This is a genomic window from Leifsonia psychrotolerans, assembly GCF_013410665.1.
GTDB lineage: Bacteria > Actinomycetota > Actinomycetes > Actinomycetales > Microbacteriaceae > Cryobacterium > Cryobacterium psychrotolerans_A.
The window spans coordinates 1,008,237-1,029,630 of record NZ_JACCFM010000001.1; the positions used below are offsets into that span (position 1 = coordinate 1,008,237).

The 21,394-nt window shown below is 61.6% G+C and carries 36 protein-coding genes, 1 tRNA gene and 1 riboswitch; of the genes, 31 read left to right on the forward strand and 6 right to left on the reverse strand.

Annotated elements, in window-relative coordinates; all coding sequences use genetic code 11:
• Positions 1-150: 150 nt before the first annotated feature.
• Entirely contained in the window at positions 151-1,311 is a 1,161-nt protein-coding gene (locus HNR05_RS04575; protein WP_179577946.1) for a low temperature requirement protein A, read from the forward strand.
• On the opposite strand, the gene HNR05_RS04580 is transcribed toward HNR05_RS04575, so the two are convergent.
• Entirely contained in the window at positions 1,265-2,035 is a 771-nt protein-coding gene (locus HNR05_RS04580; protein WP_179577947.1) for a phosphatase PAP2 family protein, read from the reverse strand. The genes HNR05_RS04575 and HNR05_RS04580 overlap by 47 nt on opposite strands.
• A gap of 328 nt (positions 2,036-2,363) precedes the next feature.
• Positions 2,364-2,464: riboswitch (TPP riboswitch) on the forward strand.
• Positions 2,465-2,496: 32 nt separating this feature from the next.
• Here HNR05_RS04580 and HNR05_RS04585 point away from each other — a divergent pair.
• The 5 genes from HNR05_RS04585 to HNR05_RS04605 are packed head-to-tail and all read left to right on the forward strand — an operon-like array spanning position 2,497 to position 6,217.
• Positions 2,497-3,138, forward strand: coding sequence for an ECF transporter S component (locus tag HNR05_RS04585; RefSeq protein WP_179577948.1), 642 nt, complete (start codon positions 2,497-2,499; stop codon positions 3,136-3,138).
• The gene (locus HNR05_RS04590) at positions 3,138-4,592 is read left to right on the forward strand and encodes an ABC transporter ATP-binding protein (RefSeq protein WP_179577949.1); all 1,455 of its coding nucleotides are present in this window, start codon (positions 3,138-3,140) and stop codon (positions 4,590-4,592) included. Before HNR05_RS04585 ends, HNR05_RS04590 begins: the two co-directional genes overlap by 1 nt.
• Entirely contained in the window at positions 4,589-5,371 is a 783-nt protein-coding gene (locus tag HNR05_RS04595) for an energy-coupling factor transporter transmembrane component T family protein (RefSeq protein WP_179577950.1), read from the forward strand. Before HNR05_RS04590 ends, HNR05_RS04595 begins: the two co-directional genes overlap by 4 nt.
• Entirely contained in the window at positions 5,364-5,927 is a 564-nt protein-coding gene (locus HNR05_RS04600; protein WP_246318349.1) for a nucleoside/nucleotide kinase family protein, read from the forward strand. Before HNR05_RS04595 ends, HNR05_RS04600 begins: the two co-directional genes overlap by 8 nt.
• 29 nt (positions 5,928-5,956) lie before the next feature.
• Positions 5,957-6,217: a hypothetical protein gene (locus HNR05_RS04605; RefSeq protein ID WP_179577951.1), complete on the forward strand. Its 261-nt coding sequence runs from the start codon at positions 5,957-5,959 to the stop codon at positions 6,215-6,217.
• Positions 6,218-6,224: 7 nt separating this feature from the next.
• Here HNR05_RS04605 and HNR05_RS04610 read toward each other — a convergent pair whose 3' ends face one another.
• From HNR05_RS04610 to orn, 3 genes are all read right to left on the reverse strand, one after another.
• Positions 6,225-6,575, reverse strand: a complete 351-nt coding sequence (locus tag HNR05_RS04610) for a metallopeptidase family protein (RefSeq protein WP_179577952.1) — start codon at positions 6,573-6,575, stop codon at positions 6,225-6,227.
• Positions 6,576-6,706: 131 nt separating this feature from the next.
• Positions 6,707-6,782: transfer RNA gene (locus HNR05_RS04615), tRNA-His, on the reverse strand.
• Positions 6,783-6,827: 45 nt separating this feature from the next.
• Complete coding sequence (gene orn / locus HNR05_RS04620) at positions 6,828-7,448, reverse strand: oligoribonuclease (protein ID WP_179577953.1); 621 nt, start codon at positions 7,446-7,448, stop codon at positions 6,828-6,830.
• Positions 7,449-7,530: 82 nt separating this feature from the next.
• Between orn and HNR05_RS04625 the strand changes: the two genes are divergently transcribed.
• Together HNR05_RS04625 and HNR05_RS04630 are read left to right on the forward strand one after the other, a co-directional pair.
• Positions 7,531-7,749 (forward strand): SCO4848 family membrane protein, encoded by a 219-nt coding sequence (locus tag HNR05_RS04625; protein WP_179577954.1) that lies wholly within the window; start codon positions 7,531-7,533, stop codon positions 7,747-7,749.
• A gap of 14 nt (positions 7,750-7,763) precedes the next feature.
• Positions 7,764-8,024: a thioredoxin family protein gene (locus HNR05_RS04630; protein ID WP_179577955.1), complete on the forward strand. Its 261-nt coding sequence runs from the start codon at positions 7,764-7,766 to the stop codon at positions 8,022-8,024.
• A gap of 114 nt (positions 8,025-8,138) precedes the next feature.
• Here HNR05_RS04630 and HNR05_RS04635 read toward each other — a convergent pair whose 3' ends face one another.
• The gene (locus tag HNR05_RS04635; protein ID WP_179577956.1) at positions 8,139-8,402 is read right to left on the reverse strand and encodes a helix-turn-helix domain-containing protein; all 264 of its coding nucleotides are present in this window, start codon (positions 8,400-8,402) and stop codon (positions 8,139-8,141) included.
• Positions 8,403-8,536: 134 nt separating this feature from the next.
• On the opposite strand from HNR05_RS04635, the gene HNR05_RS04640 reads away from it, so the two are divergent.
• The 16 genes from HNR05_RS04640 (at position 8,537) to HNR05_RS04715 (ending at position 18,247) form a co-directional block, all read left to right on the forward strand.
• Positions 8,537-8,764 carry a helix-turn-helix domain-containing protein gene (locus HNR05_RS04640; protein ID WP_179577957.1) on the forward strand — a complete coding sequence of 76 codons (228 nt, stop codon included), beginning with the start codon at positions 8,537-8,539 and terminating at the stop codon, positions 8,762-8,764.
• Positions 8,761-9,534, forward strand: coding sequence for a hypothetical protein (locus HNR05_RS04645; protein ID WP_179577958.1), 774 nt, complete (start codon positions 8,761-8,763; stop codon positions 9,532-9,534). The genes HNR05_RS04640 and HNR05_RS04645 overlap by 4 nt, the downstream gene beginning before the upstream one ends.
• Positions 9,531-10,385, forward strand: coding sequence for a hypothetical protein (locus HNR05_RS04650; RefSeq protein ID WP_179577959.1), 855 nt, complete (start codon positions 9,531-9,533; stop codon positions 10,383-10,385). Before HNR05_RS04645 ends, HNR05_RS04650 begins: the two co-directional genes overlap by 4 nt.
• Before the next feature lie 106 nt (positions 10,386-10,491).
• Positions 10,492-11,235 carry a phage antirepressor KilAC domain-containing protein gene (locus HNR05_RS04655; RefSeq protein ID WP_179577960.1) on the forward strand — a complete coding sequence of 248 codons (744 nt, stop codon included), beginning with the start codon at positions 10,492-10,494 and terminating at the stop codon, positions 11,233-11,235.
• Positions 11,236-11,731: 496 nt separating this feature from the next.
• On the forward strand, positions 11,732-11,908 hold the full coding sequence (locus HNR05_RS04660; protein WP_179577961.1) for a hypothetical protein: 177 nt from the start codon (positions 11,732-11,734) through the stop codon (positions 11,906-11,908).
• A gap of 140 nt (positions 11,909-12,048) precedes the next feature.
• Positions 12,049-12,192, forward strand: a complete 144-nt coding sequence (locus HNR05_RS04665; RefSeq protein ID WP_179577962.1) for a hypothetical protein — start codon at positions 12,049-12,051, stop codon at positions 12,190-12,192.
• 56 nt (positions 12,193-12,248) lie between these two features.
• Positions 12,249-12,719, forward strand: coding sequence for a hypothetical protein (locus HNR05_RS04670; protein WP_179577963.1), 471 nt, complete (start codon positions 12,249-12,251; stop codon positions 12,717-12,719).
• Entirely contained in the window at positions 12,716-12,982 is a 267-nt protein-coding gene (locus tag HNR05_RS04675) for a hypothetical protein (RefSeq protein ID WP_179577964.1), read from the forward strand. Before HNR05_RS04670 ends, HNR05_RS04675 begins: the two co-directional genes overlap by 4 nt.
• 88 nt (positions 12,983-13,070) lie before the next feature.
• Complete coding sequence (locus tag HNR05_RS04680) at positions 13,071-13,331, forward strand: hypothetical protein (protein WP_179577965.1); 261 nt, start codon at positions 13,071-13,073, stop codon at positions 13,329-13,331.
• Positions 13,331-13,522: a hypothetical protein gene (locus HNR05_RS04685; protein ID WP_179577966.1), complete on the forward strand. Its 192-nt coding sequence runs from the start codon at positions 13,331-13,333 to the stop codon at positions 13,520-13,522. Before HNR05_RS04680 ends, HNR05_RS04685 begins: the two co-directional genes overlap by 1 nt.
• Entirely contained in the window at positions 13,519-14,805 is a 1,287-nt protein-coding gene (locus HNR05_RS04690; protein WP_179577967.1) for an AAA family ATPase, read from the forward strand. Before HNR05_RS04685 ends, HNR05_RS04690 begins: the two co-directional genes overlap by 4 nt.
• Positions 14,802-15,071, forward strand: coding sequence for a hypothetical protein (locus HNR05_RS04695; protein ID WP_179577968.1), 270 nt, complete (start codon positions 14,802-14,804; stop codon positions 15,069-15,071). Before HNR05_RS04690 ends, HNR05_RS04695 begins: the two co-directional genes overlap by 4 nt.
• The gene (locus HNR05_RS04700; protein WP_218868809.1) at positions 15,068-15,466 is read left to right on the forward strand and encodes a RusA family crossover junction endodeoxyribonuclease; all 399 of its coding nucleotides are present in this window, start codon (positions 15,068-15,070) and stop codon (positions 15,464-15,466) included. The genes HNR05_RS04695 and HNR05_RS04700 overlap by 4 nt, the downstream gene beginning before the upstream one ends.
• The gene (locus HNR05_RS04705; RefSeq protein ID WP_179577969.1) at positions 15,463-16,314 is read left to right on the forward strand and encodes a PD-(D/E)XK nuclease-like domain-containing protein; all 852 of its coding nucleotides are present in this window, start codon (positions 15,463-15,465) and stop codon (positions 16,312-16,314) included. The genes HNR05_RS04700 and HNR05_RS04705 overlap by 4 nt, the downstream gene beginning before the upstream one ends.
• Positions 16,315-16,760: 446 nt before the next feature.
• Entirely contained in the window at positions 16,761-17,330 is a 570-nt protein-coding gene (locus HNR05_RS04710) for a hypothetical protein (protein WP_179577970.1), read from the forward strand.
• Between the two features lie 119 nt (positions 17,331-17,449).
• Positions 17,450-18,247: a DNA-methyltransferase gene (locus tag HNR05_RS04715; RefSeq protein WP_179580577.1), complete on the forward strand. Its 798-nt coding sequence runs from the start codon at positions 17,450-17,452 to the stop codon at positions 18,245-18,247.
• 8 nt (positions 18,248-18,255) lie between these two features.
• On the opposite strand, the gene HNR05_RS04720 is transcribed toward HNR05_RS04715, so the two are convergent.
• Positions 18,256-18,429: a hypothetical protein gene (locus HNR05_RS04720; protein WP_179577971.1), complete on the reverse strand. Its 174-nt coding sequence runs from the start codon at positions 18,427-18,429 to the stop codon at positions 18,256-18,258.
• A 119-nt stretch (positions 18,430-18,548) separates the two neighbouring features.
• Here HNR05_RS04720 and HNR05_RS04725 point away from each other — a divergent pair, with 119 nt between their 5' ends.
• Genes HNR05_RS04725 through HNR05_RS04750 form a run of 7 tightly spaced genes read left to right on the forward strand, consistent with a single transcriptional unit; the run spans position 18,549 to position 21,305 of the window.
• Positions 18,549-19,118: a hypothetical protein gene (locus HNR05_RS04725; protein WP_179577972.1), complete on the forward strand. Its 570-nt coding sequence runs from the start codon at positions 18,549-18,551 to the stop codon at positions 19,116-19,118.
• Positions 19,115-19,237, forward strand: a complete 123-nt coding sequence (locus HNR05_RS17740; RefSeq protein ID WP_281369790.1) for a hypothetical protein — start codon at positions 19,115-19,117, stop codon at positions 19,235-19,237. The genes HNR05_RS04725 and HNR05_RS17740 overlap by 4 nt, the downstream gene beginning before the upstream one ends.
• Positions 19,234-19,434, forward strand: coding sequence for a hypothetical protein (locus HNR05_RS04730; RefSeq protein WP_179577973.1), 201 nt, complete (start codon positions 19,234-19,236; stop codon positions 19,432-19,434). Before HNR05_RS17740 ends, HNR05_RS04730 begins: the two co-directional genes overlap by 4 nt.
• Positions 19,431-19,796: a hypothetical protein gene (locus HNR05_RS04735; protein WP_179577974.1), complete on the forward strand. Its 366-nt coding sequence runs from the start codon at positions 19,431-19,433 to the stop codon at positions 19,794-19,796. The genes HNR05_RS04730 and HNR05_RS04735 overlap by 4 nt, the downstream gene beginning before the upstream one ends.
• Positions 19,797-19,798: 2 nt before the next feature.
• Positions 19,799-20,665, forward strand: a complete 867-nt coding sequence (locus HNR05_RS04740; protein ID WP_179577975.1) for an LvrA C-terminal domain-related protein — start codon at positions 19,799-19,801, stop codon at positions 20,663-20,665.
• Positions 20,665-20,847 (forward strand): hypothetical protein, encoded by a 183-nt coding sequence (locus tag HNR05_RS04745; RefSeq protein ID WP_179577976.1) that lies wholly within the window; start codon positions 20,665-20,667, stop codon positions 20,845-20,847. The genes HNR05_RS04740 and HNR05_RS04745 overlap by 1 nt, the downstream gene beginning before the upstream one ends.
• A gap of 2 nt (positions 20,848-20,849) precedes the next feature.
• Positions 20,850-21,305, forward strand: a complete 456-nt coding sequence (locus HNR05_RS04750; protein ID WP_179577977.1) for a single-stranded DNA-binding protein — start codon at positions 20,850-20,852, stop codon at positions 21,303-21,305.
• Positions 21,306-21,394: the final 89 nt, after the last annotated feature.

Consider the following 21,394-nt stretch of genomic DNA (forward strand, 5'->3'; position numbering starts at 1 on the left):
TAGTCAGTGCCCGGGGGAGCGCGCGCAACACGGGTGATCAGCGGCGGTGGAGCTGGTCAGCGCCGATCCGCTGTTCTCATAGCTCCAGCGCGGCTCACGGGCTGGGCGTGTCTCCGGCGAGGAGTAAAGGCGCGGCGTATGCTCTCTGGCGTGAGCGATGTGAGTCGGACGGCAGGTTCACGGCACGCCAACTGGCTTGAGCTGTTCTTCGATCTCGTCATGGCGGCCTTCGTCGGCCAGCTGGCGATCGGCTTGCATGGTGATCCGCAGCCGGTGAACTTTCTGACGTTCATCGTGCTGTTCTTTCCGGCCTGGTGGGCCTGGGTGAATGTGATGCTCACCCTCAACCTGTTCGGGGAGAGAATGACGGGTCAGATCTGGCTCCTGGTAAGCATCGCGATGTTCGGCGTCGGAATGATGGCAGCGGCGAGCGTTGAGGGTCTCGGCGAGCGCGCCTGGGTCTACGCCCTCGGAAACTCTCTCCTGCGGCTGGTGCTGTTTTACGCCTGGTGGTCCGAGGGCCGGCGCCGGGGCGTGCCCTGGTATCGTCCGGTGCTCTACTGCGGTGTCACGGCCGTGCTCTGGGGGGTTTCGGCCGCTGTGCCCCAACCGGCGCAATGGTGGCTGTGGGGCACAGCGATTCTGCTCGAGATTCTTCTCCTTTCGTTCCTGGGCCGCCAAGCCAGCTGGCTCCGTCAGGCGCTCAACACTGAGCACCTGAGCGAACGCGTCGGACTCTTTGTCGTCATCGTCTTCGGAGAATCGGTGCTCGCGGTGTTCGCCGAGCTCAGCGACAGCTGGAGCCTCACGTCGGGACTGACAGCGCTTCTTGCATTTGCCGCAATATCTCTCCTCGCCTGGGCCTTCTTCACGTATGGTGCCGAGACGGCTGAACGCAGTTGGCACCGTCTGCAGGTTGAGGGCAATGTGGGCGCATTGCGGGACACGGTGATGTATCTGCCGTTCCTCGTCGTCGTGGCTGTTGTACTGTTGTCCGCCGGGCTCGGCACGGCGGTCGCCGAACCGACCCACCCGCTGCCGACCGGGGCCGCCATCTCGATCGCTTGCGGAATTGCACTGTTTTACGGCACGAATGCCCTCATTATGTTGCGCTACCGCGACCCACTGCGCGCAGTGCTGCGTTGGGCCATCGTCGGGATTGCACTCCCGTTGGGGCTGCTGTCGCTGGCGCCGGTTGTCACGGGCACTGAGCTGGTGGCCGGCGCCGTGGTGGTGATCACGGTTCTGGTGGCCCCGGCCGCGATCACTCGGCGTGGCGCGGGGCGTACGACCGTTCGCGAGGAGCGGTGACCGGAGTGGATGGCACCGGCCCGATTCGGTTGAGTACACGGATGCTGCCCAGCACGCGCAACCCGTAGCGGTTCCACAATCCGATGAACAACAGAATTGCAGCGAGCGATCCGAGGCAGGCCCCGAGCACGTCCGTCGGGTAGTGCGCACCGAGATACACCCGGGACAGGCCAACCACCAGCGCGAAAATGACGCCGATGATCGCGACGAGTTTTGCCCACCGTGTGCCGCGCGCGAGCAGATAGAGCGCCACGGCGAGCGCCACGGCGAAGCTCATGTGCCCGCTCGGGAAGCTGTCATGGCCGTGTTCGCTGACGAGCGGGTCGGTGAGGAGGCTCGAATCGATGCGGGGTCGAACCACGGCGAGTTTGAACGCCTGGCTAGAGAGCCAACCGATGCCGGCGACAGCTGCCACCGCGATCGCGTTCACCGGGGATCGGCGCACAACCAGGAGGAACAGAAAAAGCACGCCAAGAATGATGATGATCCCCGGGGGAGAGAGCACCACATCGATTCCCAGCGCGAGTGCGGTGAGAAACGGATCGTGGTCGCGACTGAGCTGCTGATCGACAGTGAGTTCGAGCGGGGAGAATCCGCGAACCGAGGTCACAACGTAACCGAGCGTGAGCGTCAATGCGGTCAGCAACACTGCCCACAGCGGCCAGAGCCGCGGTTGAGGGAGCAGAGCGAGTCGGGCACGGGACGGGAGCTGAGAATTCTGCACGCTGAAGAACGTAATACCTCAGGCTGGGCGTTAGATTGCAGCCTAACTCGCCCGTTGGCCCCGCCTCCGGAGGCGAGGCCAACGCAGGCGAGGCCAGCGACGGTGCGCCCAGCGACGCCGAACCCACAGGGGGATACGTGCGGGGTTGTGAACCGGGAGACCTCGACGTAGCCGACGGTTGCGACGAATGAAGAGCCTCAGCAACACGAGCAAGAGCACGGCGAGTGCGATGAGGATGCCGATGGCTAGCCACCTCTCGTCAGTCGGTGCTCGATCGCACCCTGTGGTCCCATGAAGTGATTCTAAGCGGCGCTATACTGAAACCGAACACGGGAGTCCGGTGAGCCGGGCTGAGAGGAAGCTTCTCAAGCTTCGACCGTCGAACCTGATCTGGATCATGCCAGCGCAGGAAGGCTTCTCTAACCCGTGCCCTCTTTTGGTCTATAGAAAGGGCACGTACAGTGCACGCATCATCAACCCTCAATCACGCCGCACTTTCCCGCACCTCAACGAGGCCGCCGAGAAATGTTCGCTGGCGAGTCGTCGACATCGTTGTGGCCAGTGTCATTGGCGTGGCGAGCGGTCTTATTTTTGTGGTCTGGAATCAGGCATCCAACCCGCTGAGCGGCCTGCTGCAGCCGCTGCTTCCCGGGCTGCAAGCCTTGCTGGGCGGCGGGTGGCTCTTCGCTGGAGTGCTCGGCGGTTTGATCATTCGCAAGCCCGGCGCAGCTATTTACACCGAACTGATCGCCGCCGTTGTCTCCACGCTGGTCGGTAACCAGTGGGCGGCGTTGACACTCGTTTCGGGTGTCGTTCAGGGCTTGGGCGCTGAACTCGTCTTCGCCGCATTCCTCTACGTCAACTACCGGGTATTCGTTGCTGTGCTGGCGGGTGCCGCCGCCGGTCTCGCGATGGCCATCAACGACCTTCTGCTGTGGTACCCGGGCTCTGCGGCGCCGTTTGTGACGGTGTACGCCATCTCAGCCATCATCTCGGGTGCGGTGATCGCCGGACTTCTGTCCTGGTTCGCCATGCGTGGCTTGGCGAGAACAGGGGCGCTGAGCCGGTTTGCCGCTGGGCGGGAGGCTGGACGGCGCGTCTAATGACCGCATCCATTGACGCGCGCGGATGGGGCTGGCGCCACGCCGGGCGCCAGCGCTGGGCCGTTGGCAATCTGGACCTCCGCATTGAGCCGGGGGAACGCGTGCTGCTCCTCGGCGCATCCGGTGCCGGTAAATCGACCCTCCTGCACGCCCTCGCCGGCGTGCAGGGGGGAGACGACGAGGGCGAAGAGACCGGTGAGCTTCTGGTGAACGGTGTCGATCCGCGCGCTGTTCGCGGCCAGTCCGGTTTGCTGCTGCAAGATCCGGATTCTCAGGTGATTCTGGCCCGGGTGGGCGACGATGTGGCGTTCGGCTGCGAGAACCTCGGCGTGCCGCGTGAACAGATCTGGTCGCGGGTCACCGGTGCGCTTGAGATGGTGGGGTTGGACCTTCCGTTAGACCACCCCACTTCTCGGCTTTCCGGCGGGCAGAAGCAGCGCTTGGCCTTGGCCGGGGTGCTAGCCATGCGCCCCTCTTTGCTGTTGCTGGACGAGCCGACGGCGAATCTCGATCCGGACGGCGTGCGCGAGGTGCGTGATTCGGTCGCGCGCGTGCTTGCGCACACCGATGCCACATTCGTCGTGATCGAACATCGGGTCTCGATCTGGCAAGATCTCGTCGATCGAATCATCGTGCTCGACGCAGGCGGTGGCATTCTGGCCGATGGGCCGCCCACGGATGTGCTTTGTTCGCACGGTGAGCGGCTCGCGGAAAATGGTGTCTGGGTTCCCCAGCGTCCAGCGCCGGCACCGGTTCGTCGCCCAACCGGTGCCAGCGAGCCGTTGCTCCGCACCGAGTCGCTCGGGATCGCACGCACGCCCCGTCAGATCGTGCAGTCCGATCTGGATCTCACCGTGAACTCCGGCGAGATCCAGGTGATCACCGGAAAGAACGGCGTCGGCAAATCGACGCTAGCGCTCACAGTGGCGGGACTGCTGAAGCCCGGTTCGGGGCGCGTTGTCGCGACGCCCGGATTCGCCGCGGGAGCAGGCCCCAGCCCCATCGCGTGGAAGTCGCGTCAGCTGCTCCCGCGTATCGGCACGGTGTTTCAAGACCCGGAGCATCAGTTCATTGCGGCCACGGTACGTGCTGAGCTCGCCGTCGGACCGAAGGCACTCGGGCGGGACACCGCCGACACCCGACGGCACCTCGATGGTCTTCTCGAGCGTTTGCGCCTTGATCATCTCGCCGAAGCAAACCCGTTCACTCTCTCCGGCGGGGAGAAGAGGCGGTTGTCAGTGGCCACGGTACTGGCGAGTCGGCCCCGCCTGTTGGTGCTCGACGAGCCCACATTCGGGCAAGACTGTCGCACCTGGCAAGAGATCGTCACGTTGCTCGCTGAGCTTGCAGATGAGGGTACCGGGGTCATCGCCGTCTCGCATGACACCGAGTTTGTCACGGCGCTGGCCGACCGCCGGCTCGACCTGAATCTGCCCGTGGGGACGCCACAATGAGCGTGTTGACGCCGCCCCGCACCGACAGGGGAATTGGGCGTATCAACCCGGTCGCCAAGCTCGGGGCCTCCCTTCTTCTTGCCGGGGTGCTCGTGCTCACGATCGACTGGGTGTCTGCGGCGGTTGCGCTCTGCTGTGAACTCGTGCTGTTTCTGTTTGCGGGAGTGTCTCTCCGAACCCTGGTCTGGCGCACCCTCCCGGTGTGGCTGGCCGCTCCCACCGTCGCGGTGACGACTCTGCTGTATGGCCAGGAATCGGGAGCCGTCTATTGGTCATTCGGGCTCATTCACGTCACAGAGGGCTCCGCAGCGCTCGCACTCGCCTCACTGCTGCGTGTGCTGGCGATCGGGTTACCCGCCGTGGTCCTTTTCATCACCGTCGACCCGACCGACCTCGCAGATGGGCTGGCGCAGGTGGTGCGGTTGCCCGCACGTTTCGTGCTGGGAGGGCTAGCCGGGTTGCGGTTGGTGGGGCTCTTCATCGACGATTGGCATGCGCTCGAGCTAGCACGGAGGGCCAGAGGTGTGGCCGACGGTCATGCAATTCGGCGCGTCGGTAGCCAAGCCTTCGCCTTGCTCGTCCTGTCAATTCGGCGAGGAAGCAAATTGGCAACAGCAATGGAGGCCCGAGGTTTCGGGTCGGATGCGCCGCGCAGTTGGGCCCGGGAATCCCCATTTGGTGCGCGCGAATGGGGATTGATCGCACTCGGTGCGCTGGTGGCGGCCCTGGCCGTGACAGTCGCTGTCTTGACGGGAAGCTGGAATTTTGTTCTTGGATGATCAGCCAACTGATGTGACCGCGACGCTGTGGAGCGCGGTGCGCGCCCTTCCAGACGCGGGAGTGATGCTCATTGATGGTCCGAGTGGTGCGGGAAAAAGCACCTTGGCCGATCAGCTGCTGGCTCAGTGGCCGGGATCACGCCGACCAACGCTCGTGCGCCTCGATGACATCTATCCGGGCTGGGCTGGTCTCGATGCCGGCATCCTGCACCTCAACCGCTTTCTGTTGCACCCCCGTTCTCTCGGCGCTGAGGCGGCCTGGCAACGCTTTGACTGGTCGAAGGAAGCTCCCGGGGAATGGACCACGGTCGAGGGCACTCGCCCTCTAATCGTGGAAGGCTGTGGCGCGATGGCGGCCGCGAATGCGCCACTCGCGCAGGTTCGTGTCTGGATCGATGCTGACGACCGCGTGCGCAAGCAGCGTGCTCTCGACCGCGATGGTGAGGTCTTTCGCGCTCACTGGGACGAATGGGACAGCGAATGGGCGGAGTATGTGAACCGTGATCGGCCCGCTCGACGGGCGACCATCCGTTTCTCCTCCACCGAAAAGGCATGATTCACGCCAGACAGGTCTAGATTGGTGCCATGACCAGTGCCGATGCAGGCGACATCTTTTACATCGCTGAGTTCACAGATGGCCCTCTTGAAGGGCAGACCGACCGCCGGGTGCTCGTGCACGGGCGACCAGAGCCGCGCGTCAGCATGGTCGCTGCGATCGACAGTATGGAATCTCTCTTTTGGTACGACAGTTCTGATCAGCGCGACGTGCAGGGCCAGCTCCACGTGCGGTACGTCTTTGACAGTGGGGACAGCGACCCGGTGGAATCGAACACTGACCCGGACTAGTCCCGGACTAGCCCCAGCCAAGTTCGTGGAGCCGGGAATCATCGATTCCATAGAAGTGCGCAATCTCGTGCACCAGCGTGATGTGAATTTGGTCGCGCAACTCGTCGATGTCAGCGCAGAACGCGAGGAGAGGCTGGCGGTAGAGGATGATCCGGTCCGGCATCTCGCCGAAGCCATACTGCCCACGCTCGGTGAGAGCGATACCGTCGTACAAGCCCAGAAGGTCAAGCGAGCCGTCCTCGGGAAGATCTTCGACGACGAAGATGACGTTGTCGAGCCCGTCGAGCATGTCGTCGGGCAAGAGATCGAGTTCATCGATGACGAGGCGTTCGAAACCCTCATGGTCTAACTGAAGCATAGGTCGAGCTTGGCATGACTCAAGCAGCACTCTGAACTCTTGGCCTGAACCGACCCGGCCAACACGTTCAGTCGGACCGTGTTCTCGGCTCAAGGCCGGTCTGTGCGCTCGACTCGAGGCCGATCAATCATTGGGGTGAGTAACGGGGATTGAACCCGCGACCTCCTGGACCACAACCAGGCGCTCTGCCAACTGAGCTATACCCACCATGTGCTGCTTTTCTTCGCTGAAGAAGGCAACTCAAGAATCCTATTACATCTTTGGGGCGAAGATGTTCACCACCTCGCTTGCGAAGGTTTTTGCCTGGTCACTTGAGGGTCCCGGATCGGCCACGAACAGGGCTTTTCTGTAATATGCGAGTTCCCGAATTGATTCAAGAATGTCGGCCAGGGCACGGTGTCCGCCGTCTTTTGCGGGCGCATTAAAGTACACGCGGGGGTACCAGCGGCGCGCAAGCTCTTTCAGCGACGACACATCGACGTTGCGGTAATGCAGCTGATTGTCGAGTCGCGGCATGTACTTGGAGATGAACCCGCGGTCGGTGCCGATCGAGTTTCCGGCCAGCGGCGCCCGCTGCTCGGCAGGGATGAACTTGAGCACATATTCGAGCACCTGGTACTCGGCCTCTGCCGCGCTCACGCCGGCGGGGATCTCTTCGATCAGACCGGAGGTCGTGTGCATGTCGCGCACAAAGTCACTCATCTGCTCGAGCGCGTTGTCATCGGGCTTGATCACGATCGCGATTCCCGGGTCGACCGGGTTCAAGTCGTAGTCCGTAATGACGACGGCGATCTCAACAAGCTCATCAACGCCGAGGTCAAGGCCGGTCATCTCACAGTCGATCCATACCAACCGGTCACTGCTATTTGTCATTCCCTGAGTCTACTGGCGGGCTGAGCCCAGCGTTCTGCGGGAGTGCCAGCGCGGAGGCGACGCACTTCATAGACTGTTGTCAATGATTACAACACTCGCCATCCTGCTTCTCGTCAACGCACTCTGGAATTTTGTGGTCTGGCCGCAGTTCTACAAGCGAGTCAACAAGGATGTCCGAGCTCGGGATGCCACGGGCAAACCGACGAAGTTCCTGATTGTGCATGCCGTGTTGATCGGAATTTCCTTGGTCTTGGCGGTCGTGTCATTGATTGTTGCGATTTTCGCCCTTTCGGCGGGTTAACGAAAAGAGTTCTGATGGACCTGGTCTTCTTCTCCTCCGCGTTCTGCGAGCCGTGCCTGCAGACGCGCGAGGTTCTCGCTGAGGTGGCGCGGATGGTGCCGAACGCGACAGTGTCCGAGTTCGACGTCGCGCGAGATAACGCCGAGGCTGAGGCCAACGGGATCCGTTCGACGCCGACCGTGCTGGTGCGAAACGCTTCGGGCGTCGAGGTATTCCGCGCCGTCGGCGCGCCCACTCTCGATCAGGTGCTGGTCGCCGCGGCCAAGGCCATCTGACCCCGAACGTTGCACGCGTGCACGCGCGAGGCCAGTTGCATTCGAGCAGGGCCACGTTGGCGTAGTAGTCTCGATAGGTCGCCCCCGTAGCTCAGGGGATAGAGCAGGAGCCTTCTAATCTGAAGGGTGCCCCTTGGGCATTGAGATCAGCTCAACGAGACTGATGCCGAAGACGCGCGCAATGCGCCCCAGCTCGTCTACGTCGAATGGCATTTCGCCATTGGTGCGGCGGCTCATCGTGGATTGAGTCATCCCGATCTCGCGGGCCAGCGCGGCATCCTTGATCTGTCGGACGCCCATGTGCGCGCGCACGGCTGCTGCAACGTTGTTCCGATGGCTGGTCTGCTCGGGGAACTTGCTTACGGTCGCGTTTCTCATGGGTTCACTATATTGGACGCATTCCGGGCATGTCAACCGCTGGGCGGGTAGAAGTTCCCGCTGAGCGGGTAGAACCAACGACACGCACCGGAATGGATTAGGTATCTACCCATTCAGTGGGTAGAAATACCTACATGACCCAATCACTACCCACTCACCGGGTACCGGATGCTCTGCGAGTGGCACTGTTCAGTGCCAAGGTGTCGCAGCAGAAGGCCGCATCCGTCACCGGCTACTCATCATCCGCCATATCGCGAAGGCTCGCAGGCGACACGCCTATCACCCTGGACGACCTGAACAGAATCGCTGCGGCGGCGGGGCTCGACGTGCAGATCATTCTCACCGAGAAGATCGCGGCGTGACCACCGTTGCCGTCATCCCGCAGATGACCCACGATGAGGCTGAGACAATCACGGAACAGATCACTTTCCGTCTCGATGCCATTGCCGACAACTACGAAGTTGTGATGCCGCTGATTCGTGAGGCGATTGAACGCGGCGCGCATGATGTGCTGGGCTATCCATCAGTCGGAGCGTACGTCTCAGATCAGTTCGGCGGCGCACTCTCCCGCCTCGGCGTAGAGGTTCGGCGCGAGGTCGTACGGGAGCTGTCAGCAGCCGGCATGAGCACTCGGGCAATTGCGCCGATCGTGGGCGTGACCCGACAGATGGTATCCAAGGACATTCACGCTAATGAGGTGGCAACCGAGTTGCCACCTGAGCTCTCCGACGCTCCCGGCACTACCCAAAGGCTCACCGGCGCAAACTCGGCCTCCGAAGCCAACTTCCCAGCCCTCGCCGCCGTCAACCTCGACACCGGTGAAGTCTTCGACGCACCCACCACCGTCACTGAGACGCACACGGTCAAGACCGTAACTGGCCTCGACGGGAAGACGTACAAGACACAGGAACCGAAGACCCCACAGCGACGTGCGCTCACTGAAACCGCCAGAGACACCGGCTGGGAACTCCACAAGACCATCGAGAAACTTCAGCGCATCACCGAAGACGACCGATTCACCCGAAACAAAGAAGAGGTGGCCTCACACCTGCGAGGCCACCTGCAATTCGCTATCGAGTCCTGCCAAGGAATCCTCGACGCATTCAACACACAAGACAAGGATACCGAATGACCACCGCAACCGCACTCCCGGCCATCGTCATCGAGAACATCACCCCCGCAATCGCTGAGCAATACCTCACGAAGAACGTCAAGAACCGTCGCACGAAAGAACTGCGCATCGCCCGCTACGCCCGCGACATGATCGCTGGCAACTGGCAGATCACCGGCGAGCCGATCAAGTTCGACGTAGCAGGGAACCTTGCCGACGGGCAGAACCGACTCCTCGCAATCATCCGCGCAGACGTGACGGTGACAATGGTTGTCGTACGCGGCGTGACTCTCGACGCAATGTCCGTCATGGACTCCGGCGCTCCCCGGTCCAACGCTGACACCCTCGGCCTGAACGGGTTCGCGAACGGTAAGGACCTCGCCGCGGTCTGCAACATCCACGCAGCATGGGTCGCCGGCGGATTCACTCACGCAATGGCCTCGCCTCGCGACTCGCAACTGTCGCACTCAGAGGTGCTCGCGCACATGGAAGAGTTCCCGAACCTCGCCGAGTCGACCGCCGAAATGTCAAAGCTCAAGCGCGCTCTGCGCCTCCCGATCGGGGCCCTCGCGACCGCGCACCACGCCTTTGTGGAAATCGACCCGGATGCCGCATCCGACTTCTTCGATCGGATCAAGGGGCTGCGCACATCTGGCGCGGGAGACCCCATCGCTACACTGCACAAGCGCGTCGCTGCCGAATCGTTCAAGCGCGTCCAAACAAAGCCATCCACTGCGCTGTTCTTCATGTTCCGCACATGGAACGCCTACATCCGTGGCGAGGAACTCAGCAAGCTCCAGCTGGGTAGCTCAATTCTCGGCTGGACCCCCATCCCCGCACCCCTCGCAAAGAGCGGGAAGGCCGCAGCATGACCCCCGACACCATCCACGCGTACCTGTCCATCCCGGGCGCGGTCATCCTCACCGTCGTCTACCTGCGCGTCCGTGCAGTGCAGATGCGTGCAGAGCGGGTGGCACGATGAGCGCGCTCACCCCATTCAGATACGCCGGCACTGTTGTCGTCTCGTCGGAGGCAATCGCAGAAGGCTCGGGCGTTGAGCACCGCGCAGTGTTGCAGCTCATCCACGCCAACCTCTCTGACTTCGAAGACTTTGGGCAGGTCGCATTTGAAATGCGGGCTGGTTACAACAACGCTCAGGTGCGTGTCGCTCTTTTGAACGAGCAGCAGGCCACGCTCCTGATGACGTTCCAGCGAAACACTGAGCAGGTTCGGTCGTTCAAGAAGGCGCTTGTGCGGGCGTTCTTCGACATGGCACGCGAGGTCGTCCCGCCCGCTGAGATGTCCCGCCTCGAGATTCTGCAGTTCGCGCTCGAATCCGAGCAGCGCGCAGTACAGCTCGAGGCGAAGGTCGCGATCGATGCCCCGAAGGTCCAAGCATGGGATGAACTCGCCTCTGCTGACGGTGACTATGAGGTTGCTGATGCGGCGAAGATCCTGGCGCGTGCCGGTATTGAGACGGGGCAGGCGCGCCTGTTCAAGCAGCTTGCCGATCTTGGCTGGATCTTCCGTGGTTCTCACGGGAAGTGGAAAGCATTCCAGACGGCTGTCGATGCCGGCTATCTGGCCGAGAAGCCGATGAGCCACTACCACCCGAAGACCGGCGCTGTCGTTCTTGACCCGCCTCAGGTACGCGTGACTGTTCGCGGCCTTGAACGGTTGCGTGTCCGGCTCGGGTCGCTCGACCTGGCGGTGGTCGCATGAATAACTCATCGACCCGCCGTTGTCCGTGGCTGCTCTGCCTGTGCGGTGGATGCACCGGTATCCCTCGCGTGAAGCGGGTCAAGCTGGTCCCCCTTCGCGGCGAGCTGGTGTCGATGACCCCCGGCCAATACCGGTCCTACAGGGATGCCCTGATGACCTCCACCACGGGCTAACCACCCCCTTCCCCAGCTGGGTTGACCCTCACTGTCCGGTCACCCCAGCACTATTCGTCGCGCCTCGATACAGGGGTTGCGCGAATCAAAACCGCTCTTTGACAACTCCACAGCAGACCAGAACGACTCTCACGAATGATCCTCACGCAGTTTGCGCGGGTGATTTCTAGCAGCCGGGAGGTTGGTTTTACCGATCACTGACGCGAGCCATTGCAGGGCGTGGCGTGAGTGATTGCCGGTGTGGTGCGGGCCTGCATGTGCCCGCTGATAGGTGGGGTTCGACTCCCTGCCCCGGCACTCACCAATAAGAGAGAAGGAAACACATGGACATCGACTGGAACGCAATCATCTGGTTCGTCATCTGGGCAGCGGCTGTGATCGCGTCGCTCTGGCTCATCATCTGGGTCACCGTCGCATCGATCGCAGTCCGCCGAGCAAAGGCGTTCAAGGCGGACTTCGACAAGGGCTTCGACAGCGAATTCTTCAAGCGCCATCGCTAGCACTCACCGCGGCGAGGCGTAAGGGCTTGTCTCGGTTCGATTCCGAGCGTCGCACAAGGCCGGTCAGGTCAACCCTCCTACCTATGGGAGGCGGTTGATGCTGCCGGGCTGGCCTCTAACCACAAACAGAAGGAGCGCGAATGCTCAAGTTCAAGGATGTCATCAGAACGCTCGATGGCCTCGGCGTCATCGTATCGATTGGCAAAGCGCACTACGGAGTGGAGTTCACCGCCGGAGAGGTCATCTACTACCCGCATGACGCGGTGAGCCCCGCTAACGGCTAACCCACCCCAAACAAAGAAGCCCCTGCGCTAACAGGGGCCAGATCAAAGGACTACCAATGAACACTTCTACTGTACGCACCCCAATCCGACGTGAGGACATCCGCAAGGGCGATCTGATCCGGAAGGAATACACCGAGCGGCTCCGCTCAACGGTCGCTCACGAATACGTTGCCGAATCTGACGGCGACACCGCCGACCCGCGTACGACCGGAAACTTCTTCCTTCTCGACCGCCCGGTGGCTCCGGTGGTGCTGCCGACTGAAACCGGAATCTACATGGATGCGACTGGTGGTATTTGGTCATTCCAGACAAACGGCAACCTTGCTTTAAAGGTCGAGTCTTCGGCTGGATGGTTTAACGACGAGCACGTCGCAGGATTCGCCCCATTCACTCGCCTTGAGCCTGTCGCCGTGACTGCCGAGAAGGTTCTGAACCGGGTAGCGAAGCTGGTCATTTTCAGCTTGATGGGCGATGGCGGTGAAGCCGATCTCAAACAGATCGCCGCTGAGTTCGGGGTGACCTCATGACCCGCCCGAATCTCGCAAACCCTCAGTTCGACGTTCACGCTGAGGTAATCGCGCAGCACTCGAAGCCGTGGGTTGCTGCTGACGTTCGCCGCATCCGGACTGAGCAGAAGCCCGCAACTGGGAGCGTCGCCGTTCAGACCGCCGAAGCAATCCCGGCGCCGCGCAAGTCACGACTGAGAATCGCCCTGGCTTACCTGGGGTTGCTGCTCATCGTGGCCGTGTTCGTGGCCCTTGCTGCTTACGGGGTGCAGGTGATCGCATGACCCCCGCAACGATCCGTTTCGTCTACCTGACCATGTGGGTTCTCGCTGGGGTCATCGCGTTGCAGATCATCGCGGCAGTCGGGCGACTGTGAGCGGCTTCTATGCCAGATCGAAGCCGACGTACACCCCGGCGTTGCGCGACCGCGTACTGATCACCCAGCGCGTCCATGGCCGCGAACCGGGCGAACCACTCGACGGCTGGATCGTCGCACTCAACGCCGACATGGTGACCATCAGCGCCACCCCAGACGACGACGGACGCGACGACTACGACCGGAACACATTCATGCGCGCCTCATTCGTCCGGGACCGTTACACCTCAATCGAACCATTCGAGAGGACAACCTGATGACCCCTCACCGCAAACTCCGCCTCACCTGCACGGCCACCGCAACCCTCGCGGTGGCCGTCCTCATTATCACCTTCACCCGACCTCCCGCATATGACGGCACATGGTTGCTGTTCGGCATCCTCGCGTTCAGTGCGCTGGCTATCGCGGTGCGGGTTCACACAACCAATCGAAAGGCATCATCATCATGACCCTGCAAGAAATCAAGAAGTTTACCGTCAGCCAGTTCCAGGGCGTTCGCGCCACCGTCGAGTTCACCCCTCGCGGCCCCGGCTGCATCATCATCGCTGGCCCGAACGGCGCCGGGAAGTCGAGTGTCGTCAACGGCATCTATCAGCTGTTCGATCCTGCCGGGGTGAAGGGCAAGGATGCGGTGACGAAACCCATCAACGACAAGGCCGACAGCTCGTTCATTCAGATGTCAACCACCGACCTAATCGCCCGAGTCGACTTCAAGAAGAACGGCGCCGGGACGTTGACCGTGAAGGCGCACGACGGCGCGAAGTACGGCAGCCCCGCCGCATTCATGAAGGAATCCACTGGCGGCCAGGTGTTCGACACCGAAGCATTCTCGGACATGGATGCGAAGGATCAGCGCGCCGAACTGCTGCGCCGCATCGAGTTGCCGTTCGACCTCGACGCTCTCGACGCTGAACGCAAGCGCACGTTCGACGGACGCACTGACGTGAATCGAGAGGTGGGCAAGCTCGAAAGCCAGTTGGCCGCGTTCGCCCCCGTTGACGAATCCCTGCCAATCGAGGAGCAGTCAGCGTCTGCGCTCATGCGGGAGTTGGAAGAGATCCGTGAGCACAACGCGCAGGGTGACACGCTGCACCGCTCAGCCAGTAGTACCCAGACGGCGCGTGAGAACGCTGAGGCAGATGTCGCCCGCCTCATCGAAGAACTCGACGCCGCCAGAACGTTCCTCAGCCGGGCGCAGGAAGCGGAGGCGCTCACCCTTGACGCGTACAAGTCATTTGAGCGGAAGGACGACACGGATCTGCGAGCCAGCCTCGACGGCATCGACGCCCTGAATGCGAAGATCCGCGCGCAAGCTCACCGAGGCATCGTCGCCGACGAACTCGCTGCGCAGTCGGCGCTCTCGGCTCAGGCCACGGCGAAACTCGCTGAGATCGACAAGCGCAAAGCGGACGCGCTCAAAGCCGCAGTGTTCCCGGTCAAGGGGCTCGGCATCGATGACACCGGCATCACGTTCGACACGGGCCGTGAGATTGTGCCGTTCAAGCAGGTCAACACAGGCATGAAGATCGTGATCGCGTTCGACCTGTTCACTCAGGGCAAGCCGGATCTGCGCATCATCTTCATCAAGAACGGCGACATGCTCGACGCGGTGTCCCTGGCGGGCATTGAGAAGCTGGCGATTGAGCGCGGCTATTACGTCGTCATCGAGCGCGACCGTGACGAGTCCCGCGAGATCGGTTGGACGATCGTAGACGGCGAGCTTGCCTCATGAGCATCGACCACAAGGCAGCGGCCGACAGCTACCTCGAAGCGTGCGTGTACGACACCCACGCGATGACCAACGCAGAGAAGGTCTCACTCGCCCAAGTCCACGCAACCCTCTACCTCGCAGAACAGCAGCGGATCGCGAACCTGATCACCACGGCTGGGTTGAACTACGGTGCAGTCGATTTCACGAGGCCGTGGGAAGGCATGCAGGACACCGATCGGTGGCGTGCAATTCGCGCCGACGTTGCCGAAGGGTTGGGCCTCTCGTGACTCTCCTGAATGAGCAGCACCAGACGCCGGGTGGCGAGTTCGTGACCGTCCTGCACTTTGACTACCCGCGTCCGCCTGTGACCGCGAACCAACGGCTGCATTGGGCGCACAAAGCGAAACTCACCCGATCCGTTCGTGACGCCACCGCGAAGCTCGCGCACCGTATCCCCGAACTGGGGAAATGCCGGGTCGAACTGACCTGGTTCGTCACCACAAAGGCGAGACGCGACGCCGACAACATCGTGCCCACCTTGAAGGCAATGTGCGATGGGTTGGTTGATGCGGGCGTGGTCACCGACGACACCCCCGATCTCATGGTGAAGGTCATGCCGGTCATCGAATACGTCAAGGGCGGGATTGCCCACATGGAACTGAGAATCGAGAAAATCGAATGAGCATAAAGGAACTGACCGGGATTATCAACGATCTTCCCGAGCACGAATATCATGCCAGACCGGAACTGTCATCGACTCAGGCAAGACAGATCCTCGATTCGCCGGCGCGGTATCACTACGCAAAGACACACCCACAGCCACATAAGGATGCCTTCGATTTGGGCACAGCGACCCACTCCAAGGTGCTGGGCGTCGGCGCGCAAGCGATCGGCTATCCAGACGAGCACCTGACACCATCGGGCAGCGTGTCCACGAAGGCCGCAACGGTCGAATGGGTGGCCGAGCAGCGCGCGAACGGGCTGATCGTTCTGGATGCTGCGAAACTTCGGCAGGTCGACGGAATGGCTGAGGCTGTTCTGGCTTACCCGGAAGCACGAAGCCTGTTCGAGCAGTCAGGCCAAGCCGAAGCATCCGTGTTCGCCACTGACCCTGTGACGGGCGTGGAGATGCGGGCCCGGTTCGATTACCTGCCCGACTTCACCGTGACCGACCCGTGGTGCGTCGACCTGAAAACAACGGGCAAGTCGGCGGCACCGCGTGAATTCGAGAAGACTGTCGCGAACTTCGGTTATGACGTGCAGCAGGAATGGTATCTCGAGGCTTACGGGATTGTCACGGGTGAGTTCAACCCGCGCATGAAGTTCGTTGTGGTCGAGACGGCCGCGCCTCACCTTGTCGCCGTGCATGAACTGTCGGAGCAGTTCGCGGAGCTCGGGGCATCCAAGGGCAAGCGTGCACGCGCAACCTACGCCGAATGCATGCGCACTGGCAGATGGCCCGGATACAAGAGCGGCGACCCGCTACAACCGCCCATGTGGGCCGTGTACGCAGAAGAGGAATTGACATGACATATCCAACAGGGCTGTCCGCGCAAGCCATCGCTGGCTATGGCAACAATCACCCCTGGGACCCCTCGGACATGCTCCGGTGTGTTCGCTACTGCGAGGGCCGCTTGACTACAAGTGACATCCGGGGACGCATGGCCGGTCGCTCCAAGGAGTGGGACCGCCTGCTGCCGGAATGGGACAACCTCACAGAATTGCTGCGCGAAGAAATGGAAACGCGAACCGACAACAATGCACCCCGCACCTACCGGGAGATGAAACGCGTTCTTGCGGATGGGATCTTTTGCGGCACCTGCGACGGGACCGGACGCGGCGCAACCTGCATGAAATGCAAGGGAACCGGGCATCGAAGCGGCGGGCGATGTCGGGCAAAACACTGCTTTTCCGGAGCTGACTACTGCGCGTCCTGCGCTGGCCGCGGATACACAACTACAGAAAGGAGATAGGGCATGAACCTGACGGAGAGTATCGCCCCGAAGTCGGATCAGCTCAATGCAGATGACCTCATGACTGGCCCACGCACAGTGACCATCGTGGAGGTGCGTTCAGGCAGCGCTGAGCAGCCAGTGAATGTGGTCACGGAAGAGTTCGGCCCCGGTCGCCCTTACAAGCCCTCGAAGTCGATGCGGCGCGTCATGGTGTCCGCGTGGGGTGCAGACGGGTCGAAGCATGTCGGCCACCAGTTGACTCTGTTCCGCAATCCGACGATCCGATTCGGGAAGGACGAGGTGGGCGGCATCCAGATTTCGCACATGTCGCACATTGACGGGCCACTGAAAGTGTCACTGACCGTGACCCGTGGGAAGCGTGCACCGTTCACTGTGCAGCCACTCACGCCGCCGAGGCCACCCAAGGATGAGTCCGGGCGTGACTGGCTGAAAGAGCTGGCTGAGACAGAGTGCGACGCTGACCTGATCAGCGGCCTCGGAACTGCCGCGCGAGCCGCAAATGCCGGCGACGTGATCCTCAATGTGATCCTCACCGCATATCGGGAGGCCAAGAATCCCACTCTGGCGTAACCCACACTCCAAGAGGTGACCTGCCCATCTGACGGGCAGGTCACCGTTTCTTTCCACCGACGCTGAGAGAGCGAAACGATGAACCAACAGATTAGCGCGCCCGAAAAAGGGGCCAAGTGATGCAGCTCATAAACGATCACTTTCAGAACCACAAGCGTTACAACGTGCCGAGAGCACAGCTGATCATTGCCGACATTCCGTACAACACGGGAACGGATGCCTATGGGAGCAACCCGCAATGGTACGTCGGTGGAGATATCGCGAATGGGCAGTCGGAGGTTGCGGGAAAACAGTTCTTCGACACTGACAATGACTTCCGAATTTCGGAGTTCATGCACTTCACGTCGCGCCTGCTGGTGAAGGAGCCGAAGAAGACCGGGACTGCGGGCTGCATGATCGTATTCTGTGCTTTCGACCAGCAGATGGAGCTGATCGAAGAGGGCAAGAAGCACGGGTTCAATCACTACATCAACCTCGTGTTTCGCAAGAACTTCTCACCGCAGGTACTCAAAGCCAACATGCGAATTGTGGGAAATGCCGAGTACGGAATCCTGCTGTACCGCGACAAGCTGCCGATGTTCAACAACAACGGCCGCATGGTCATGAACGTCATGGACTTCCCGCGCGACACCGTGACTCCGAAGGTGCACCCGACGCAGAAACCAGTACGGCTACTGGAACAGCTGATCGAGATTTTCACCGACCCCGGCGACGTTGTCATTGACCCCTGCGCAGGGTCTGGCGTGACCTTGCTGGCCGCTGAGAATCTTGGCCGCGTCGGGTACGGGTTCGAGATCAAGAAGGAGTTCTGCGCCGGTTTCGAGTCGACCATTCGGCCTCGCGTGGAAAACCAACTGACGCTCTACGTGCCTGAGCAAGCGACGCCCGAGCCTTTCGATTTCGGGGCGATCGCATGACCCGCATTTCACTTCAGGAGGTGCGCCGGAAGAACGCCGAAGCCGACCGGCAGATTGACGTTGAGATAGAGCGGCAGAGGCGCGAGCGGATCGACGCCCACAAAGCCCGCATGGTTGCCGCTATGGAAGCGGAAGCCGCCCGAGTTCGACTCACTCACGCCGACATCATCGGGGCGCAACACGTCCGCACTGTGACCGGCTGGCATCGAGTCGTGCGTGTGAATGGCAAGTCCGTATCTGTCGACACCGGTTATTCGTGGGTCGACCGAATCCCGTTTGAGAAAGTGCTCGAGGTGAACAAATGACCCACGGAACCCCTGCCCAGTTCGCGGCCGGTTGCATCAACGACACCGCCTGCCTGAATCACCGCACCGGCTTGATGACGTGTCGGGAAGCAGCGATTCGCTACCGGGGTGACTACGCGTACCGGAAGCAGGTTGACGCGGGTGTTGCGTCGGCTGAGCGGGAAGTATTCGCGAGACCCGCGAAGCCCGTCAAGGCCACTGTGAAGCGTGCGAAAGCAGCACCGACCCCACGTGTCACCAAAGGGATTATCGGCCCTGACGGTCTCGTACACGGCACCACCACCGGATACAAACGCTGCAAGCCACCGACCGAATGCCCAGCCATTGCGGCAGGCCTTCCCTCATGCGCGGAAGCAGGCCGCGAGAAGGCACGCCTCATGTGGAGAGCACGCAAAGGCACAACGTCACGACCCGAAGCGAAGCACGGCACCGTATCCGGTTACAGCACCTTCAAGTGCCGCGCCGGTGACGTGTGCCCCGCAATCGCAGAGACCGGCAAATCATGCGCTGACGCTGTAGCTGACGCCGCACGCATCCGATACCACGCGCAGAAAGGGAAGGCATGAGCACGCCGACGTGGGAGGAGATCGCCACCGTGGCCGAGAAGTTCCGGCGCGAAATCGGCGGCGTCTACGGGTACGTGGCGGCGGCGATCGAGCATGACCACCGGGAGTTGAGGCCATGACGCAACTCGCGTTCGACTTCGACGCACTCGGGATCGAGCCTGACCCTGATGCGGCGGATCTCGCGTGCATCCCAGAGCGCGGCGACATTCACGTTGTGGCGTCGTGTGGTCACTGCGCGCACTGTGGCAAGCCGATGTTCCAGCAGATCCTGATGGAGCTCGCCCACAAGTGCCAGGGGCATGAGGTCGCCGCATGACCATCACGCCGAAGGCCACTCTTCGTGCGATCGAGGAACGTGACGGTCACCGGTGCGCATGGTCTGGCGTCGATTCGGACACGTTGGTTCCGCAGCACCGTCAGGGCGGCATGGGTGGGCGGAAGAACAAGCACCGCCTGTCGAACGTGGTGTGGCTTGATTCGATCCGAAACGGGCTGATCGAGTCTGACCCGGAGCTGCAGGCGGAAGCGGTGCGGCGGGGAATCAAGGTGTCCGGTTTCGCTGACCCGTCGACGGTGCCGATTGAGCATGCATCGCACGGGTGGTGCCTACTCACCGACGACGGGCGCGTGATCGAAATCGGAGAAGAAGAAGCAATGAGACGAATGGAAGGAGGTTAGGAATGCCCTGGTTCAAGGTTGATGACGGTTTCCACGGTCATCCGAAAGTTGTGGATTTGAGCATGGCCGCTATCGGGCTGTGGACGGTTGCTGGGTCGTGGTGTGCGAAGTATCTGACGGATGGTTTCGTGCCCGACAGGACGGTGACGAGACTCGGCGGCAGCCCTGATGAAGCTGCCGAGCTTGTGAAGTCCGTCCTGTGGGATGCGGCTGAGGGTGGCTACCAATTCAAGGATTGGGAGGACTACCAACCGCTGAAGGAAGAGGTGGAGGCTGAGCGTCTTGCGGCGCAGGAGCGGATGAAGAAAGTTCGCGCGGCAAAACGAGGTGTTCGGGCGAACAAAGACCGAACAGATGACGAACGTTCGGGCGAACAACCGGCGAACGTTCGGGATGTGTTCGGGCGAAGTTCGGAAGAAGTTCGGGTTGCCCCATCCCATCCCATCCCATCCCATCCATCTACTTCTAAAGAAGTAGATAGCTCACCTGCGGTGAGTAACTATTCAACAGAATTTGCTCAGTGGTGGGAGGTCTACCCGCGCAAGGCAAGTAAGGCAGATGCAGCGAAGGCATTCACCGCAGCAAGGAAGACGACCGACCTCGCGACACTCACGGCCGGCGCTCAGTCCTACGCGCTCCTGAACATCGGTCAGGACAAGTCGCTGCTGAAGTTCCCGGCTGGCTGGTTGCGGTCTCGTCGGTGGGAGGACGAAGACCAGGTGGCTTTCACACCGGACAAGGCGTGGCAGCCGTCACAAGCGCCGATTCAGCATCATGTGGCGCGTCCGGCTGATTGCCCGATTCATGCGAACTATCCGATGCCGTGCGACTCGTGCGCACGGGACAGGGACGAAGGGAGGGAGTTCTGATGAATCTCACTGAATCAGATCTCGCGTTCGCGGTGTTCCTCGAAACCCGGCAGAAGTGGCGCGTGGTCAAGGAGCAGTTCGAGCCGACTATCAGGACCACGCTGACGCGCGCCTACGACAACGAAACGAAGAAGCTGCAGCTCATCGGGGCTGCGGCGAACAACACGAAAGAGAGCAAGTAATCATGGCTAGAGCAACTATCAACATCGAGGGTTTCGTCGCGAAGGATCTTGAGGTTCGGAACGCGAACGGCAAAGCGGTCGTGGACGTGTCTGTCCCGGTGACGCCGCAGCGGAAGAATGACCAGACGAACCAGTGGGAAGATTCGGGCGAGACGGTCTGGTTCAAGGCGACGTTCTGGGAGGATCACGCGGAGGTTGTCGCGCATCTGATCAGCAAGGGTGCGTTGGTGTCGTTGACGGGCACGGGGATCAAGGTTGATGCATGGGAGTCGAACGGTAAATCGGGCGTGAATCTCGTTGTGGTGAATCCGACGATCGCCCGTATCGCGCAGAAGCCGCGCCGCGGGGGCCAGGGCGCCGCTCCTGCCGCTCATAACTCACAGAACGAGCAGTGGTCTACCCCGGGTGGTTCTGTCGCGTCTGCGGGCGAGTGGGCCGACCAGGGCACGCCGTTCTGATCATGAACTTCAACGGAAGCCAAAACGGGGGCATTCACGCCCCATCCACGCAAGGCCGGGACGCACCGGAGCACATCTGCGGTCGATGC